15 protein-coding genes are annotated in these 18,473 nt (G+C 35.1%); 3 read left to right on the forward strand and 12 right to left on the reverse strand.

What is annotated here, in order from left to right:
- Window positions 1-55: 55 nt before the first annotated feature.
- The 6 genes from hprK to ftsH form a co-directional block, all read right to left on the reverse strand.
- Window positions 56-979 (reverse strand): HPr(Ser) kinase/phosphatase, encoded by a 924-nt coding sequence (gene hprK, locus EDD66_RS07975; protein WP_123609050.1) that lies wholly within the window; start codon window positions 977-979, stop codon window positions 56-58.
- Between the two features lie 195 nt (window positions 980-1,174).
- Complete coding sequence (locus tag EDD66_RS07980; RefSeq protein ID WP_123609051.1) at window positions 1,175-2,335, reverse strand: MFS transporter; 1,161 nt, start codon at window positions 2,333-2,335, stop codon at window positions 1,175-1,177.
- A gap of 1 nt (window position 2,336) precedes the next feature.
- A complete protein-coding gene (locus EDD66_RS07985; RefSeq protein WP_123609052.1) occupies window positions 2,337-3,332 on the reverse strand; it encodes an ROK family transcriptional regulator in 996 nt (331 codons plus the stop codon).
- Between the two features lie 261 nt (window positions 3,333-3,593).
- A complete protein-coding gene (uvrC, locus tag EDD66_RS07990) occupies window positions 3,594-5,456 on the reverse strand; it encodes an excinuclease ABC subunit UvrC (protein WP_123609053.1) in 1,863 nt (620 codons plus the stop codon).
- Between the two features lie 203 nt (window positions 5,457-5,659).
- The gene (locus EDD66_RS07995; RefSeq protein ID WP_123609054.1) at window positions 5,660-6,475 is read right to left on the reverse strand and encodes a Cof-type HAD-IIB family hydrolase; all 816 of its coding nucleotides are present in this window, start codon (window positions 6,473-6,475) and stop codon (window positions 5,660-5,662) included.
- An 88-nt stretch (window positions 6,476-6,563) separates the two neighbouring features.
- On the reverse strand, window positions 6,564-8,561 hold the full coding sequence (gene ftsH, locus EDD66_RS08000) for an ATP-dependent zinc metalloprotease FtsH (protein WP_123609055.1): 1,998 nt from the start codon (window positions 8,559-8,561) through the stop codon (window positions 6,564-6,566).
- A gap of 309 nt (window positions 8,562-8,870) precedes the next feature.
- Here ftsH and EDD66_RS08005 point away from each other — a divergent pair, with 309 nt between their 5' ends.
- Window positions 8,871-9,314, forward strand: coding sequence for a YaiI/YqxD family protein (locus tag EDD66_RS08005; RefSeq protein WP_123609056.1), 444 nt, complete (start codon window positions 8,871-8,873; stop codon window positions 9,312-9,314).
- Window positions 9,315-9,329: 15 nt separating this feature from the next.
- Here EDD66_RS08005 and EDD66_RS08010 read toward each other — a convergent pair whose 3' ends face one another.
- The 6 genes from EDD66_RS08010 to EDD66_RS08035 form a co-directional block, all read right to left on the reverse strand.
- The gene (locus EDD66_RS08010; protein ID WP_279232881.1) at window positions 9,330-10,955 is read right to left on the reverse strand and encodes an ABC transporter ATP-binding protein; all 1,626 of its coding nucleotides are present in this window, start codon (window positions 10,953-10,955) and stop codon (window positions 9,330-9,332) included.
- A gap of 8 nt (window positions 10,956-10,963) precedes the next feature.
- Window positions 10,964-11,746 carry an ABC transporter permease gene (locus EDD66_RS08015; protein WP_123609058.1) on the reverse strand — a complete coding sequence of 261 codons (783 nt, stop codon included), beginning with the start codon at window positions 11,744-11,746 and terminating at the stop codon, window positions 10,964-10,966.
- 34 nt (window positions 11,747-11,780) lie between these two features.
- Entirely contained in the window at window positions 11,781-12,722 is a 942-nt protein-coding gene (locus tag EDD66_RS08020; protein ID WP_123609059.1) for an ABC transporter permease, read from the reverse strand.
- Window positions 12,723-12,786: 64 nt separating this feature from the next.
- On the reverse strand, window positions 12,787-14,352 hold the full coding sequence (locus EDD66_RS08025; RefSeq protein WP_123609060.1) for an ABC transporter substrate-binding protein: 1,566 nt from the start codon (window positions 14,350-14,352) through the stop codon (window positions 12,787-12,789).
- Window positions 14,353-14,528: 176 nt separating this feature from the next.
- Entirely contained in the window at window positions 14,529-15,746 is a 1,218-nt protein-coding gene (gene pepT / locus EDD66_RS08030) for a peptidase T (RefSeq protein WP_123609061.1), read from the reverse strand.
- A gap of 100 nt (window positions 15,747-15,846) precedes the next feature.
- Window positions 15,847-16,230, reverse strand: coding sequence for a hypothetical protein (locus tag EDD66_RS08035; RefSeq protein WP_123609062.1), 384 nt, complete (start codon window positions 16,228-16,230; stop codon window positions 15,847-15,849).
- 278 nt (window positions 16,231-16,508) lie between these two features.
- On the opposite strand from EDD66_RS08035, the gene pyrF reads away from it, so the two are divergent.
- Window positions 16,509-17,438: an orotidine-5'-phosphate decarboxylase gene (gene pyrF / locus EDD66_RS08040; protein WP_123609063.1), complete on the forward strand. Its 930-nt coding sequence runs from the start codon at window positions 16,509-16,511 to the stop codon at window positions 17,436-17,438.
- 55 nt (window positions 17,439-17,493) lie between these two features.
- Window positions 17,494-18,381 (forward strand): aldose 1-epimerase family protein, encoded by an 888-nt coding sequence (locus tag EDD66_RS08045; RefSeq protein WP_123609064.1) that lies wholly within the window; start codon window positions 17,494-17,496, stop codon window positions 18,379-18,381.
- The last annotated feature ends 92 nt before the right edge of the window (window positions 18,382-18,473 follow it).

Consider the following 18,473-nt stretch of genomic DNA (forward strand, 5'->3'; position numbering starts at 1 on the left):
CTCCTAGTAGTAATAGCCTTATTCTTTTTAATTTCTATAATGAAACCTTTTTACATTATTTTTTCATTAGGTTATTGGTTACACGGTTATAAAGTTCCTGAGCTGCATTATAGCCCATCTTTTTCTGCCTGTAATTAACGGCTGCCGCTTCTACAATAATTGCCAGATTTCTACCTGGTCTGATTGGTATGGAATGGCAGACCACTTTATTTCCAAGATACTCCGTATATGTCTCTTCCAACCCAAGACGATCATACTCCTGATCTCTGTTCCATTCTTCTAATTTAATGACTAAATCAATGGATTGTATATTCTTAACGCTTTCAACACCGAATAATGTCTTAACATCAATAATTCCAATACCTCTTAATTCGATGAAATGTCTTGTAATATCCGGAGCTGTTCCAATTAATGTTTCATCACTTACTTTTTTTATTTCAACCACATCATCTGTTACAAGACGATGCCCTCTTTTAATCAGTTCAAGAGCTGCTTCACTTTTACCAATGCCGCTTTCACCAGTGATTAAGACACCTTCACCATAAACATCTACCAATACTCCATGGATTGATATTCTTGGCGCTAACTCTACATTTAACCAGCGAATTACTTCCGCCATGAATGATGAAGTAGTTTTTCTACTTCTTAAAATAGGAATACCATATTTTACTGCTAATTGTAAAATACCTTCTTCAATATCCATATTTCTGCAGAATACAATGCAAGGTACCTGACATTCAAAAATTCTGCTTAGAATTCCGATGCCATGGTCTTTCTCCATTTTTTGCATATAAGTATACTCAACATGTCCAATAACCTGAATTCGATTAGAATCAAAGTGATCAAAAAATCCTGCTAATTGAAGTGCTGGTCGATTCACATCAGTCTGGGATATTTCTATGTTGGAAATATCAATTTCCGGCGTACAATTTTCAAGATTCATTTTATCAATAAGTTGTTGCAACCCTACTGTATACATTCTTCTTCTCCTTCTAAATAAACATATTATTTTTCATATATCTCAGTTATTTACTTACTTTTTCATACTTTCCATTCTAACACATATTTTTTATAACGTAAATTATAACTTTTCATTACAGTTCAGCCATGCAGAAAGTAGTATATAAATTACCCGTGGGTGCTTGCACACTAAGGGTCATTTATATACTACTTTCTATTTATTCTTTATCCGGTTTACCATTTCTACCATTATGATCATAACAATCACAAAAATCACAAGATAAAACGGATATAGTTTAATATTTATATGCTCCGCAATGAGACCAAACAATGGGGGCATGAATGTTGATCCTACATAGGCACATGCCATTTGCATTCCCATAATAGCCTGAGATAAATCTTTCCCAAAATTCTCAGGTGTTTCATGTAATAAACATGGATAGATTGGTGCACATCCCATTCCTATCAGGATGAACCCGGCGCATAATCCATAAATGCCTAATGGTAATAATAAAACAGTGGTTCCCAGAAAAGCAACTCCCTGTCCAATGCGGACCATATTTTTATTAGATAATTTTATTGCCAGAAATCCACTTAGGAATCTTCCAAAAGTAATTCCAAAATAGAATAATGAAATCCATTTAGCGGCTGTTTCTGCTGTGATTCCTTTTTCCATTACTAAATAGCTGCTTCCCCATAAGCCAGTGGTCGCTTCTAGTGCACAATAGCAAAAAAAAGCAACTAATGTTGGTTTGGCTCCACTGATTTTAAGTAGTTCTTTCATACTTAAAGATTTTGTCTCTTCATTTTCTTCTGAAAAAGCAGTATCATTCTTCTTCCAAAGTGGCAGGGAAAGAATCAAAATTCCAGTTAATACAATCTGAATCACGGATATTGTAAAGTATCCCATATTCCACTTCATACCTACAGTCAGGAAATATCCCATCAGATATGGACCAAGTGTAGCACCAATTCCCCAAAAGCAGTGAAGCCAGCTCATATGCTTTGCTTTATAATGAAGTGCAACAAAATTATTTAATGCTGCATCAACAGAACCTGCACCAAGTCCGTAAGGAATTGCCCAGGCACACAACACTAAAAATGAATGAGAAGTTGAAAACCCCCATAAGGCCACTGCCGTCATACCTACACTTATAGCTGTCAGTTTCCCGGTCCCGATCTTTTTTATAAAACGATCACTATTTAGACTTGAAATGATCGTTCCCCCTGCAATGATCATGGATACCATCCCTGCAGAAGAAATTGGAACCTGCATCTCTTTATACATGGCCGGCCATGCAGAGCCCAGAAGTGCATCCGGCAGCCCAAGACTGATAAAAGATATATAAATAATTGCTAATAATAAAGATAACATATTAATTTTCCTCCCATAAAGTATCTAATGCCAAACATTTTAAACCATATTCATAATCTCTTTCCAGATAATCAGATACTTCAATATTCACAATAAATTTATTGCTCAATAATTTTTCCGTATAAAGCTTTAATCTCTCTTCAATGGTATCTGTAAAAAAATCTCCATAAAGAATGAACATAGATGGAGCAATGGTACAGCAATAAACGGTTAATAATTGCTCCAGATTCTTAATAACCTCATTTTCATCAAAATAATTCATTTCTTCCCAGGGCTTTGGCATGGGCATCGCTGCAATCTCTCCCGAAAAATGCTGCTTTCCATAATAGATGCTGCCATCTATTATCAGACCTGCTCCTGGGGAATGGTTTCTTGGAAAATACATACCGACTACTGAATCCGAATATTCACTGTTATGAGTTCTATAATATCCATAAGTCATGGCATTAATATCATTTTCAGCCAAAACAGGAACTTTATATTTGTTCTTATAATGAGGAATGAAGTCAGGTCCTATAATATTGGAATAATCATTAATAGTGACTACTTCATCAATTACTTCTCCAGGAAGTCCAAATATAATGACTTTTATATTAGAATATTGTTTAAAAACTTCATCTAAAACTGTTTCAAAGCTCTTGATTTCCACTGTCTCAATGTATTCATCATTTTTCCAGAGTACTTCCCCGGCTAAATTAACTACAATTGTATTTATACAATTTTTGTTATTCTTCTGATATCCATAAACGATAGCGGCACACTGATAATCATAGTTATACCGGTATTGCATGGAAGGACGGCCTCCACCGGATGGTACATTGCCATTTTCTATTACTTCTTTACTGACCACTAATTCTGTAATAAGAGCATTGATCGTTACAACGGTTAATCCTGTCAAGTCTGCCAATTCCGATTTTGTAGCCTGACCGGCATTTCGTAGGGCTTTACGTAATGTTTCTATATTCAGCTGTTTTATAAAGGCTGTATTTGCTTTCAATTAGATACCTCTCTTTCTTATAAATGTGATTACTATCCATATATCATTTAACCACTTATTAAATATCCTTTATAAAGTATATTTATTAAGTTACCAGAGTCCCATGTAAATGTCAATATAATTATTGTTCTCATTTCTAAAAGGTATGCTAATTAAAAAATAAAAAGGGATAAACTTATCTATACAAGTTTATCCCTTTTATTATTTCATTACTTTATTAAATTAAGAGTTTATGAATAAGCCAAAATAAATATCTGCTTTTTATTTACGAAAGAAATTATAGACCTGTTCAGCAGCTCTGTGATTCATACTGGGAATTTTCATAAGATCTTCAATTTCTGCAGCTTTTATAGCCTCAATAGACATAAAATGTTTCATAAGCGCCTTTCTTCTTGCTGCTCCTATTCCATCAATATCATCAAGTATAGAATGTACCTGGGCTTTACTTCTAAGAGATCTATGATATTCAATGGCAAATCTGTGGGTTTCATCCTGTATTCTTGTAATTAATCGAAAAGCTTCACTGTTTCGCTCCATTGGAATTTCAACATTATTATAATAAAGCCCTCTCGTTCTATGATTATCATCTTTGACCATACCACAGACTGCTATATTTAAATTCAATTCATTCAATACCTGCAGGGCAATATTTACCTGTCCTTTTCCACCATCCATCATAATCAGGTCTGGAAATCTTGTAAAACTTCCATAGGAGGAATCCAGATTCTTTTCCCTAAGCTCTTCTTTTTCTTTTTTTCCGTGTGTAAAACGTCTTGTGAGCACTTCATACATGCTCGCATAATCATTGGCACCTTTAATCCATTTAATCTTAAACTTACGATAATCGTTCCGTTTTGGCCTTCCATTTTCATATACCACCATGGAACCAACAGATTCAAATCCATTAATATTAGAAATATCAAAAGATTCAATGCGATATATGGAGGGAATGTCTAAAATGGCAGCTATCTGATTCACTGCACCAATGGTTTTTAATTCTTCTCTTTTAATTTTCTCAGAATCCTGCTGTAAAACTAATGATGCATTCTTGGCTGCAAGTTCTACAAGTCGTTCTTTCTCCCCTTTTACAGGTACTTTGATGTAAACTTTCTGCCCCCGTTTTTTTGTTAGCCATTCTGCAATGATATCTTCTTCCTCAATTGGTTCCTGAAGAATTAATTCTTTAGGAATAAAAGGAGTTCCTGCATAGAATTGTTTCACAAAGTTGGTCAGCACTTCGCCTCTTGTATCATGCTCCACTCCCGTTAAGTAAAAATGCTCTCTTCCTATAAGTTTACCATTTCGGATAAAGAATACTTGTACCACCGCTTCATCTCCAGCTCTTGCAAAAGCAATAACATCCTTATCATCCTGTTCTGAATTATTAGTAATCTTTTGTTTTTGAGCTATTTGTTTTACACTGTTAAGCAGATCCCGATACTCTGCTGCCATTTCAAAGTCCAGATTATCAGAAGCATTTTTCATCTTATCTTCCAACTGGTTTAATACAACACCATAGTTACCATTTAAGAATTCCAAAACTTGTTTCACCGATTCCCCGTATTCCGTTTCATTAACATAGCCCTGGCAAGGTGCATCGCATTGTTTTATCTGATAATATAAACATGGTCTTTCTTTTCCGATATCTTTTGGCAGATTACGGTTACAAGTACGAATCTTATATATTTTGCGTATTAATTCAATGGTGTCTTTTACTGCCGTTGCACTAGTATAGGGACCAAAATATTTTGCTTTATCTTTCTTTAACTGCCTTGCAAACATAATTCTTGGGAATGGTTCCTGAACTGTTACTTTTATATAAGGATAACTTTTATCATCTTTAAGCATGGTATTGTATTTTGGACGATGTTCTTTGATCAGATTACACTCTAATACCAACGCTTCCAATTCGGAATCCGTTATGATATATTCAAAATGATCGATCCTGGATACCATCTGAACAATCTTGGGAGTTAAATTTCTACTACTTTGAAAATATTGCCGTACTCTGTTTTTTAAACTGATTGCTTTCCCTATATAAATGATTTTATCCGTTTTATCACGCATGATATATACACCTGGTTTTGCAGGTAATTTCTTTAATTCTTCTTCAACATCAAACAATATTTTCTCCCCCTTTCTATCTCTCCATTAGGTAATTGCGAAACTATTAAGTTTTCTAAATTTGCAAAACTGTTAATACAAATTCCTCCGCTCCAACGCTCCTTCCGCTTAGCTTCCGCTCCGGAATTGTATTAATTGTTTTACAAATAAATATAATTTTAGAGTTTCGTAATTATCTAGTCTGTCCATTCATTTCCTTGTTCTTAAGCACAATTGATAATAAATTTTTCAATTACATGAGCCACACCATCTCTATCATTAGAATATGTAATGTAATCTGCATCTTCTTTTACTACATCCTGTGCATTTGACATTGCTACACCAAGTCCTGCAAATTGTATCATGGATCTGTCATTAAACCCATCTCCCATACAGATCATCTCATCTTTTGATAATCCAAGATAATTTAATAGTTTTCCTAAAGAATATGCCTTATCGATATTCAGGGGCATAATTTCCAGGAAATAAGGTTCTGAACGATAGATACTTAACATATGTCCGTATTTGGCTTGCATTTCTAATTCTACTTTTGCCAGATGTGTTGGTTCTCCGGTCATAAGACATTTATTCACATCAAAAGTGATATAATCCACAAATGAATCCGTAATTTCCACTTCTATATGATTGATTTTTGCTTCTTTTTGAATAAATTCATCCATTCCTATCCCACTTATAATAGAATTATCCTTATAAGTTATGATACCCACATTATATTTTACTGCCTCTTCATATATTGATGGAATGATATCTCTTGGCAATACCTTTTGGTATATAGCTTCACCCGTTTTACAGTCAAATACTTTAGCTCCATTGAAAGATAAGATATATCCACCATGTTTACTAAGTTCTAATTTTTCTGCAATGGGAAGGATGCCGGCAGTTGGCCTCCCTGATGCTAATACTACAATTTCATCCCTCTTTTGTAAATGTTTAATTGCTTCCAATGTTTTCGGAGTAATCTCTTTTCTTGTGTTCGTTAACGTACCATCAATATCAAGTACGAGCATTTTATACGCCATTTTAAATCTCCTTTGTACTAAAGAATGCACCTAAGTTTTGCCTTGGGTGCATATCTGTTTTCTCTTGATAAGGTGATGCTTACATACCCTATTCTATATTAGTTTCACTATTTTGGTCTGCTTCTGCTTTAGTAATGCCTTCTTTATTCATCTCAAGATCTATCCTGTCAATCATATCCTCTTGTTTTGTTTCCTTATTATCAGATTCTTCTTTATCAGCCTCTTCTTCAGGAAGCCCTTTTACTTCACGATATATTTTCATGAATTCTTTCCCTGTAATCGTTTCTTTCTCGATCAGGAATTCAGCTATCTTATCCAATACATCACGATTTCCTTCTAATAAAGACACTGCCTTTTCATAACATTCTTTCAATATTCTCATAACTTCCTGATCTATTTCAGCTGCAGTAGCATCCCCGCAATTTAACACAGGACGTCCATCAAGATATTTACTTTCAACAGATTCCAGACCCATGAGCCCAAATTTTTCTGACATACCATACTGGGTAACCATGGCACGTGCTAAAGAAGTTGCTTTTTCTATATCATTGGAAGCACCGGTTGTAATCGAATCAAAAATTAATTGTTCAGCTGCACGGCCGCCATATAAAGTAACAATCCTTGCAAGCATTTCTTCTTTGCTCATTAAATATTTTTCTTCTTCCGGAACCTGCATTACATATCCAAGGGAACCCATAGTTCTAGGAACAATAGTAATCTTTTGCACCGGCTCTGATTTTTTCTCTAATGCAGTAACAAGTGCATGCCCTACTTCGTGGTAAGCAACAATTCTCTTCTCATCCTTACCAAGAATTCTATCTTTCTTCTCTTTACCTGCAATTACAACTTCCACTGATTCAAAAAGGTCTTCCTGCATGACAACATTTCTTCCCGCTTTTACAGCAGTGATTGCTGCCTCATTAATAATATTGGCCAGGTCAGAACCTACCGCACCTGATGTTGCAAGGGCAATTGCATCTAAATCTACAGAATCATCCATTAGAACATCTTTTGCATGTACTTTTAATACATCAACCCTGCCTTTTAAATCAGGTTTATCTACAATCACACGGCGATCAAAACGTCCCGGACGAAGCAACGCTTTATCTAACACTTCCGGGCGGTTTGTTGCCGCTAAAATGACCAGACCTTTCGAAGTATCAAAACCATCCATTTCTGATAATAATTGGTTTAATGTCTGCTCTCTTTCATCGTTCCCGCCGCCGTATCTGGTATCTCTGCTTTTACCAATGGCATCTATTTCATCGATAAAGATAATACATGGTGCAGATTGCTGTGCCTGTTTGAATAAATCTCTGACTCTGGATGCACCCACACCAACAAACATTTCCACAAAATCAGAACCGGATAATGAGAAGAATGGTACCTTTGCTTCTCCGGCAACTGCTTTGGCAAGAAGTGTCTTACCGGTTCCCGGAGGACCTACTAATAATGCACCTTTTGGAAGTTTGGCACCGATTTTTGTATATTTGCCCGGATTATGAAGGAAATCTACAAGTTCTGTTAAAGATTCTTTTGCTTCTTCCTGTCCGGCAACATCTTTAAATGTTACTCCGGTTTCCTTTTGTACATAAACTTTTGCATTACTTTTGCCAACTCCCATCATCCCGCCGCCGCTTTTGGAAATGGAGCGAAACAGGAACCACATAATTAACCATATAATCAGAAATGGAAATACCCATACGAATAACAAATCAATAATACCAGAACCCGTATCCTGTACTTCCCCTTTATAATCTACATTGCCTTGTTCATGAGCTTCCTTTAATAACTCTGTTAATTCTTCATCTTTTATATTACCAGTATAATAGGATATCTCATATAAATTGCTGGGTTGCTCTTTTGGCACAAATTCTATTCTGTCTGATTTGATAACAACTGATTTGATTTCACGTTCTTCCAACATATCCAGAAATTTATTATATGTCACTTCAATATGTGTACTTTCTTTTAACTGATTGGATAAATAAGAAAACATTGTGAATATACTAACTGCCGCAATCAAGGCAATTATCAATCCATTCCGATTCATTTTCTTATTGCTGTTTTTATTATTATTATCCATTGAAAACCTCCTCTTTCTTAGGATATCATGTTCATTATAATGTTAGTCTTTCCATAAATCAATATGATAATTTCTATACATTTGATATCTATAAACGCTATCTTACCATTCAATCTTACCAATATCAATTACTTCATGAAAATATTATAGAATTTTTATTCTGTATTTTTTATTTACTATCTTTTTAAAGAATTCTGTTATATAATTACAATTATCTGATGGCTGCCAGCTATAACACCCCTGTCAAAACAGGGATCAACAGCTGTTATGTCCCCAGGTAAGTCCAACTGAAAGTCAGGAGGTTTTGTCTTGAAAATATTAGTGGATGCAGATGCATGCCCCGTCAAACATATTATAGAAAAAGTCGCAAAAGAGATGAATATACCCGTTATCATGATAATAGATACCAGCCACATACTTCACTCTGATTATTCCGAGATCATTACCGTCAGTAAAGCTCCGGATGCAGTGGATATTGCCCTAATTAATAGAACAGATAAAGGGGATATTGTTGTAACACAAGATTATGGAGTTGCAACTATGGCTCTTGGAAAAAAGGCATATGCAATTCATCATAGTGGCAGAGTATATACAGATGATAATATTGATCTGCTGCTCTTTGAACGCTATATTTCAAAAAAACAGCGACAGGCAGGAATAAGGACAGGCAACATTCGCAAACGTACCAAAGATTCTGATGAAAACTTTGAGCAGTCATTTCGTAAATTATGCTTATCCCATCATAATGAATAGATTATATAACACTAATTACTCCATCCCGGGAATGGAATGAATTAGTGTTTTGCTATATTCATGTGTTGGATTGTGATATAATTCTTCCACGGATGCACTTTCAATAATTTTTCCATTATGCATTACAGACACTCTATCACAGATCTGCCCAATCACATTTAAATCATGTGAAATAAATAAAAAAGTTAACTGATATTTCTCACGTAAATTAATCAGTAAATTCAATATCTGAGCCTGCACTGTCACATCAAGGGCTGAAACTGGCTCATCCAAAATAATAAATTCTGATTTCAGCATAAGAGAATTGGCGATATTTACTCTTTGACGCTGTCCTCCACTAAGTTCATTTAAATATCTATGTGTATGTTCTTTTTGTAACCCTACCTGTTCTAAAATTTCATAAACTGCATCCTGTCTTTGCTTTTTAGTATATCCTCCCTTGATTCTTAAGGGTTCTTCTAATATCCAGCCCACCTTTTTTGCAGGATTCAGGCTTCCATAAGAATCTTGAAATACCATCTGTGGTCTGCTTTCTTTTAAAACAATTCCACCTTCTATTTCTTTATGAACTCCCGCTATAACTTTGGCCAGAGTAGATTTACCACAACCGCTTTCCCCAACGATTCCGTATATCTCTCCCCTGAAGATTTCCAGATCGATATCTGTTAATACCGGTTTTTTCATTGTTCTCCCAAATAATTTAGCATCTTTTTCTTTATAGGAAGCACTTAATTTATCTATCTTTAATATAATATCTTTTTCAGACTTTGATATTATTTCTTTTTTTTCTAAACTGTTTTTTCTATTTTGAATACTTGGTACTGCCTTTAATAAATCTTTTGTGTACATAACTTTAGGACTATGAAAAATTTCTTCTACAAGCCCTTCTTCAACTATCTCTCCATTATGCATCACGAGAGCCCTGTCACAAACAGACTGAACTATCCCTAAATCATGAGAGATTAATATTACAGCAGTGCCATACTCTTTGTTCAATTTCTTTATTAATTCCAATAGTTGAGCTTGTATTGTTACATCAAGGGCCGTTGTGGGTTCATCTGCAATCATTAATTTAGGATTGCAGATCATAGCCATTGCGATCATGACCCGTTGTCTCATACCACCAGATAGTTGGTGAGGATATTTTTCATAAATTTCTTCTGGATATTGTAATCCAACTTCTTCAAACATGGATAAAGTTTTCTTCTTTATCTCTTCCTTATTTAATTTACTATGGTTAAACAGCATCTCATTAACCTGATTCCCCACTCTGGACAAAGGATTGAGAGAGGTCATAGGTTCCTGGAATATCATAGAAATATGATTTCCTTTTAAGTTTCTTCGCTGTTTCTCATTTAACTGAGTCAAATTCTTATTTTCAAATTCAATACTTCCATTAAAGATCTCAATATTTTTTGGTAAAAGTCCAATAACAGAAAGTGCTGTCATTGTTTTTCCTGACCCGGATTCCCCTACAATTCCAATCATTTCTCCAGGTTCTATGGCAAATGAAATACCATTTACAATGGTATTCTTTTTCTTATTTCCAGAGAAAACACCTATTTCCAGGTTATTCACTTTAAGTAGATAATCTTCCTTCATCTGCCTGTCTCCTTTCTGATTCTGATCTGAACTGGTCAATTGAGTATTTACCCATCAGATAACATACTAAATCCTAAAACTGTAAAAACTATCATAAATCCTGGTGCTAAAGCATACCAAGGGGCATTAAATAAATATGGCTGGGCTTCTGATAACATCCTTCCAAGGCTGGATAATGGAGGCTGGACACCAAGTCCCAAATAACTCATACCCGCCTCTGCTAAAATTGCATTGTTAAATCCTATCATTATGGATGTTCGAAGGATTTTTCTTGTATTAGGAAGGATATGAATGAACATGATCCGAAAATCACTTGCACCCATTAATTTTGCATTTTTTACAAAATCCATCTCTTTTAACGTTATAAATTCACTTCGGATAACACGGGCAAAGCTGGGAATAAAAACAATTCCTAATGCAAATATCAGATTAAAGCGACCGATATCTACAACACTGACAATTACAAGTGCTAAAAGAATACTTGGAAAAGAAGCCAGTGCATCATTAAGCCGCATTATAATCTCATCCAGCACTCCACCATAGAAGCCGGTAATTGCACCGACTAAAGTGCCGATTCCTGCTCCGATTGCCACAGTGAATATGGCTACAAGAAAAGTGATTTTACTGCCTGCCATAACACGACTTAAAATATCACGTCCAAAATTGTCCGTACCAAAAAGATGTTTAAGATTAGGAGCCATATTCTTAGCTAAACCGTCCATCTGGTCCGGATCATAAGGTGTGTAAAATATCCCAATGAGTAGTATGCATATAACGATACCGACCATAATGCAGCCAAGGATAAAGTTTATTTCTTTATTTCTTTTCATCCCCATACTCCTTTTATCTAAATTAAGTTAAACTTTATGAAATCCTTACTCTGGGATCAATATATTGATAGAGGATATCAACAATAAAATTAATAAATACGATTAGAATAGCTATGTACATAATAATAGCTGACACCACAGGAAAATCCCTGTTAGAAATTGCAACTACCAAAAGCCTCCCTAATCCAGGCAAGCTAAATACCTGCTCAATCATGATACTTCCAGCAAATACATCTGCAATCATCATTGCAAGAAATGTAATAACAGGTATCAACCCGTTCTTTAAAACATGTTTATATAATATTTGATGTTCTGTATCTCCCTTACTCCGTGCTGTTCTTACATAATCCAATTTAAGCTGCCTTAAAAGAGAGCTTCTTAGGAATTTAATCAGCATCGCCGCCTTTGGCAGAGCTATTGCAACTGCCGGAAAGAATAAATAACCTAAAAAGCCCAGAAAATTATCTTGGATACCAACATAAGCTCCTGGGGTGAACATTTTTAATATTAAACCGAAAATCAATGTAATCAGCATTCCTAGAAAAAACGGAGGAATTGCCATATTTATCTGACAGATCAAAGTAATAACCCGATCTAGAAAGCCTCCTTCTTTTTTCACGGTAAGAATTCCGAAAGGGAAAGATAATACTATAATTACAATCAATGCTATCACTGCTAAATAAAATGTTACTATAAACCTGTCTTTTAATAAACTGGAAACAGGTATATTATATTGTGATGACAACCCAAAATCACCTTTTATTATGCCGGAAAGCCATGAACCATATCGAATGAATAGTGGTTCATTTAAGCCAAGTTCTTCTCTTAAAGCATCAATTGCTTCTTTTGTTGCATTGGTTCCAAGTGCAGTTAATGCACTATCTCCCGGTATAATTTGAAAGGCTAGAAAGGTAAGAAGTGAAATAACCAACAATGTAATAATGAGAGTAATAATTTTTTTAAATATATATTTCATCTTACCTTTCCCCTTTCGTTTTTTAACATTTATTTTGTCCGATTTCTATCAGCTGAATTAAGTTTTACTTAATAAAATATACTACTGACATATCCTGTACATATACCGGGTAGAAAGTATAGCCAGCCAATTTCTTATTTACGGCTACAAGCAACGGTGGATCCTGAATATATACAGAAGCTGCATCCTCTGTCAATAAGGTTTGTAATTTCTGATAACTTTCTACTTTCTCATTCTCATCTACCGTTCTAATAGCCTTATCAAGTGTTGCATCATACTCAGAATTGGAATAATTCACAAAATTATTGTCTGCAGTTGACAGGTAACGGTCCATTGCGTCTCTTGGCGCAAGTCTGGCGTCCAGACCAATGATTGTAGCTTCATATTTTCTTTCTGTATATACCTCACTTAACCAGGTTGCCCATTCAACTTGATTAATCGTAGCTGAAATACCAACTGCCTTTAACTGTTCTACAATGACTTGAGCAGTATCTACATGATATTGATAATTGGATGGAACAGTGATTGCAAATGTAAATCCATCCGGAAGTCCGGCCTCTTTTAGCAGAGCTTTTGCTTTCTCTGGATCATATGGATATACATCGTTTAATTCTTCAAGATAATACTTTGCATATGCAGGAAACATATTGGTTCCGATAATACTTCCTTTTCCTCCGGCTACCATATCCAGAATTGTCTGTTTATCAATTGCATAATTTAGCGCCTGACGTACCTTTATATTGTCAAATGGTGCCACTTTATTATTTAGGAACAAAGCTTGTACTAAATTCATGTGACCTTCTTCAATACGCATGGTACCTTCCAGCTGCTTTGCCTGAGAATCTGTCAGATAAGGGAATATATCTATTGATCCCGCCTGCAATTCCATAAATGCTGCATCTGTATTCGCAACAATTTTGAAAGTGACTTTATCCAGATAAGGTTTCCCTTCTACATAATACTCTGGATTTTTTTCTACTATCATACTTTCTAATGGTGTATAAGAAACAAAGCGAAATGGTCCGGTACCCACCGGCTTTGTTCCCTGCTCCTTATAATCTTTTGGTATGATTGCAACGGTAAGATATCCGAGCAGCTCTGTATTTGCCTCTTTTAAAACAAGCTCTACAGTTCTTTCATCTTTGATATTCACTTCTTTAATATTAGAAAGCGCTGCATCTACTACAACGGAAGAATCCTTCTCATCAAGCAGACCAGCGCATCTTTTTATCGAATATTCAATATCCTGCACTGTAACAGCTTCTCCATTATGAAACTTAATACCTTCCCGTAAAGTGAAGGTGTAGACCAAACCATCTGGTGATATCTCATAATCGCTTGCTACAGCTGGAACTAAATTTCCATCTTTATCCGGCTTTACTAAGCCTTCAAAAACATTAAATAATACTTCTTTAGTTCCTGCCGCAACAGCTTTGTGTGGGTCAAGACTATCTAAATCTTGTAATATACCTACAACTACCGAACCGCCTGTTTGGGGCTCAGTTGAGACCATATCATCAGTATTTGGAGTTTCTTCCTTAACCTCGGTTTTCTTTTCGCCACTACATCCGTAGAGTGCAATAGATACTAAGAGGATTAAGAGCACTAGAAAATTACATTTCTTTTTCATATGATTACTCCTTACTATATAATATTTTTTCTCATTATTGTGAACAAGACTCAAGCAGACATGCTTCCATGCACCTTTGAGTCCCCGTAAGGTTGAAAGATTTTTTTCAACCTTACGTATAGATAAGGCCGTAACCTTACCATTACATTGCCAAATACATAATAATATTTTTCGATTTATTTTGCAAGAATTATTTCTTTTAGTACAAGCACCATCTTCTCCATGGACTGTACTGGAATATATTCATATCTTCCATGGAAATTATGACCGCCAGTTGATAGATTCGGGCAAGGCAGTCCCATATAGGATAATCTGGAACCATCTGTCCCACCCCTGATTGGTACAACGATAGGTTCTACACCGGCCTTTAACATTGCTTCTCTGGCTTTTTCAACAATATGCATATGAGGCTCAATCTGTTTTCTCATATTGTAATAGCTGTCTTTGATAATAAGCTCTATTGTTCCTTCCCCATATTTATCATTAAGGTACTCTGCTATTTTTATAAATCTGGTTTTCTTTTGTTCAAATTTTCCCATATCATGGTCTCTTATAATATAATCCAATATAGAATTTTCCTCATCACCTTCAAAATGGCTTAAATGCTGGAATCCTTCGTACCCTTCTGTGTAAGCAGGATTTTCATTAAAAGGGAGCATTTGATGGAATTCCATACCAATTAAAATAGAATTTTTCATCTTATTCTTCGCTTCCCCTGGGTGGATATTCACACCATGGATCTTAACTTTAGCACCGGCTGCATTAAAATTCTCATATTCAATTTCTCCAATTTGTCCGCCGTCAACTGTATATGCGTATTCTGCACCAAAAGCTTGTACATTGAAATGATCCGCACCGCGACCGATTTCTTCATCTGGAGTAAATCCAATGGCAATTTTCCCATGGGAAAATTCTTTATGCTCCAATATATATTCTGCAAAAGTTAATATCTCTGCAATGCCGGCTTTATCATCTGCTCCAAGTAAAGTCGTTCCATCTGTTACAATAATATCTTGCCCAATATATTGATTTAAATGTAAAAATTCATCTGCTTTCATTATAATATTTTTCTCTTTATTTAAAACAATGTCTCCACCCTGATAGTCTTTTATAATCTTTGGTTTTATATTTTCTCCTATCATAGATGGCGCAGTATCCATATGGGCTATGAATCCTATAACAGGATCATTTTCCCTTCCTTCTGATGCCGGGATGGCTCCATAAATATAACCATTTTCATCCATCCTCACATCTGAGATTCCCAGTTCTTTCATCTCATTTACTAAAACTTCGCCTAAAATTTTCTGGTTACTTGTACTTGGGACGGTTGCTGACTCTTCGTCTGAGGTTGTATGATAGGTAACATATTTTAAAAATCTTTCTTCTACTTTCATGCCTATAATTATCCTTTCTTTTGGTCATATCATATAATAATTTCTGACTCGTGATCATATCCTATATTTTGCAATTGCCTTAATCCATTTAATGATACCTTTAAGAATTCAAATCTTCCATTTGATAAATTGGTTTAAAATCATCACTATCCGTACAAAAAAATCCACCCAGCTCTTCTATTATTTTATATAAAGATGATTTGACCTCATTAAAATCTTCTTCCTCTACTGTCACAGCGTATAAGGAATTTATATTTCGATTCTTTATAAATGCCCCATCGGATGGGTCTTTAAACTCTGGCTTCATTGATTCAAAATCTACCGTATTCCCATTTGGCAATTCTATCTGTAATACTCTTAATTCTTCCCAGACCTGAACCAATTTACCACCTTTATCTATCACTTCTTTTAAATCTTTTACCATTACATTGTTGGGTGACATATAAAATAAATTTAATGGATGCTTTTCATTTTTCTTTATCATTTTCTTCCTCCTGGATTATAATATTTTCTTTATCAAGTAAAACTTAATTCAGATGTGGTTTGAATCACAGCTGAATTTCAAATGGAATTATTATCTATATTCTCTATGAATTATATTGTACTCTAAGAAAGTAATAAAATAAAGGGATAAAAAACAGAATATTCTTACCCGTTTCCTTAAAATATTTTTTGCTTTCCTTGAATGAGAAAACATGGTATGATTTATCCGATATAAGCAAGCGGTTACCATTAACACTGTTAAACACAAGGAGGATTATCATGTCAATGGATCAATTAATTAGTAAAATAGTCGCCACAAAAAATCCAACGGTCGTGGGATTGGATCCCAAACTAGATTATGTACCTAATTATATCAAAGAAAAAATATTCGAAAAATACGGCAATACCCTGAAGGCTGCCGGAAAAGCATTGTTGAAATTTAATATAGGATTAATCGACGAGTTATATGATATTGTACCAGCTATCAAACCGCAGGTTGCTTATTATGAAATGTATGGGTATGAAGGATTAAAAGCATTAGCTAAAACTATAGAATATGCGAAAGAAAAAGGGTTGTATGTCATTATCGATGGTAAGAGAAATGATATTGGAACAACCATGGATGCATATGCAACGGCCCATCTGGGTTTAACCGATGTAAATGGCGAGAAAATATCTGCATTTCAAGGAGACTGCCTGACGGTAAACGGATACTTAGGGACCGATGGTATATCTCCTCTTCTAAAAGTATGTAATGAATTTGATAAAAGTATCTTCGTTCTCGTAAAAACTTCAAATCCATCTTCCGGTGAATTACAAGATAAATTGATTGAAGACCATCATGTCTATGAAGTAATGGGGGAAATGTGTGAAACCTGGGGTCAGGATTCTATAGGTAAATATGGATATAGCAGCGTCGGCGCTGTTGTTGGTGCCACATATCCAGAACAGTTAAAGGAATTACGTGAAAAATTGCCTCATACATTCTTCCTGGTACCTGGTTATGGAGCCCAAGGCGGTGGAGCTAACGATGTAAAATATGCCTTTGATCAGAATGGGCTTGGTGCCATCGTAAATTCTTCAAGAGGTATTATGTGTGCCTATAAAAATGGTGATTTCACAGAAAAAGAATATAGTAAGGCGGCGAAACTGGAAGCACTTCGAATGCGTGAAGATATTACATCAGTAATTAATGAAATAAAGTTTTAAAATTTTTCTATATGCAGCCTGCTAACATTTGTTTTTTTATTGAAAGGAGTAATTTATGATAGTATCTATCAAGAGTAAATCTGCAACAGCAGCTATAGACACCCTGGGTGCCGAATTGAAATCTTTTATAGATAACAGCACTGGAAAAGACTATATCTGGTGCGGCGATCCAAAACATTGGAAAGGCGTATCCCCTCTTCTATTCCCAATGGTAGGAAATCTACGTAATGGGAAAACTATGATTAACGGGAAAGAATTCCAAATTCCAAAGCACGGTATTGTCAGAGATAAAGACTTTCAAATTTTAGAGCAAAGTGATGATAGCGTTGTATTCAGTTACAGTTATACGGAAGATACGTTAAAAGTATATCCATTTCGTTTTAATATAAGGCTTGGTTATCGTATAACAGGAACAACACTTACTCTCTCTTATGATGTATATAATCTGGATGATAAAGATATGTATTATCATATCGGAGCACACCCTGGCTTTCATTGTCCATTATTTGAAGGCGAGAAATTCTCTGATTACATATTACAATTCGAGCAAAAAGAAACTTGCATGAGTCCGGTATATGATCTTGAAAAACTTCAATTTAGCAATGAAAACCGGGTATGCCATTTGAATCATTCTGATATACTGAATCTTAGCTATGATATGTTTCAGCAAGATGCTATCGTCTTTGATGACATAAAATCAAGAAAAGTGTCCTTGATAAATTCTGTTACAAAAAAGGGAGTATCTGTTGATTTTCATAGTTTTGAAGCGGTTGCCTTCTGGACTCCGATGAATGATACAGCTCCACTTCTCTGTATTGAACCTTGGAATGGTGCGGCAGTCTATAGTGATGAAGATAATGAATTTATCCATAAGCGAAATATCCAGACTGTGAAATCCGGTCAGAAAGAATCTTATCAATTAGTGATCGATCTATTGGTTTAAAACAGAGGGCTTTTGCAAAAATATATTTTGCAAAAGCCCCTATTAATTATAGTTTATGTATTCAATATTATTCTAAACAAAGACTTTCAGAA

This window comes from Mobilisporobacter senegalensis, from assembly GCF_003752155.1.
Classification (GTDB): domain Bacteria; phylum Bacillota; class Clostridia; order Lachnospirales; family Lachnospiraceae; genus Mobilisporobacter; species Mobilisporobacter senegalensis.

Excerpts from the sequence above, each read along its gene's own strand:
- hprK (WP_123609050.1), bottom strand. The coding sequence starts at position 979 with ATGTATACAGTAGGGTTGCAACAACTTATTGATAAAATGAATCTTGAA.
- ftsH (WP_123609055.1), bottom strand. The coding sequence starts at position 8,561 with ATGGATAATAATAATAAAAACAGCAATAAGAAAATGAATCGGAATGGA.
- EDD66_RS07980 (WP_123609051.1), bottom strand. The coding sequence starts at position 2,335 with ATGTTATCTTTATTATTAGCAATTATTTATATATCTTTTATCAGTCTT.
- pyrF (WP_123609063.1), top strand. The coding sequence starts at position 16,509 with ATGTCAATGGATCAATTAATTAGTAAAATAGTCGCCACAAAAAATCCA.
- pepT (WP_123609061.1), bottom strand. The coding sequence starts at position 15,746 with ATGAAAGTAGAAGAAAGATTTTTAAAATATGTTACCTATCATACAACC.
- EDD66_RS07995 (WP_123609054.1), bottom strand. The coding sequence starts at position 6,475 with ATGGCGTATAAAATGCTCGTACTTGATATTGATGGTACGTTAACGAAC.
- EDD66_RS08015 (WP_123609058.1), bottom strand. The coding sequence starts at position 11,746 with ATGAAAAGAAATAAAGAAATAAACTTTATCCTTGGCTGCATTATGGTC.
- EDD66_RS08035 (WP_123609062.1), bottom strand. The coding sequence starts at position 16,230 with ATGATAAAGAAAAATGAAAAGCATCCATTAAATTTATTTTATATGTCA.
- EDD66_RS08020 (WP_123609059.1), bottom strand. The coding sequence starts at position 12,722 with ATGAAATATATATTTAAAAAAATTATTACTCTCATTATTACATTGTTG.
- EDD66_RS08045 (WP_123609064.1), top strand. The coding sequence starts at position 17,494 with ATGATAGTATCTATCAAGAGTAAATCTGCAACAGCAGCTATAGACACC.
- EDD66_RS08025 (WP_123609060.1), bottom strand. The coding sequence starts at position 14,352 with ATGAAAAAGAAATGTAATTTTCTAGTGCTCTTAATCCTCTTAGTATCT.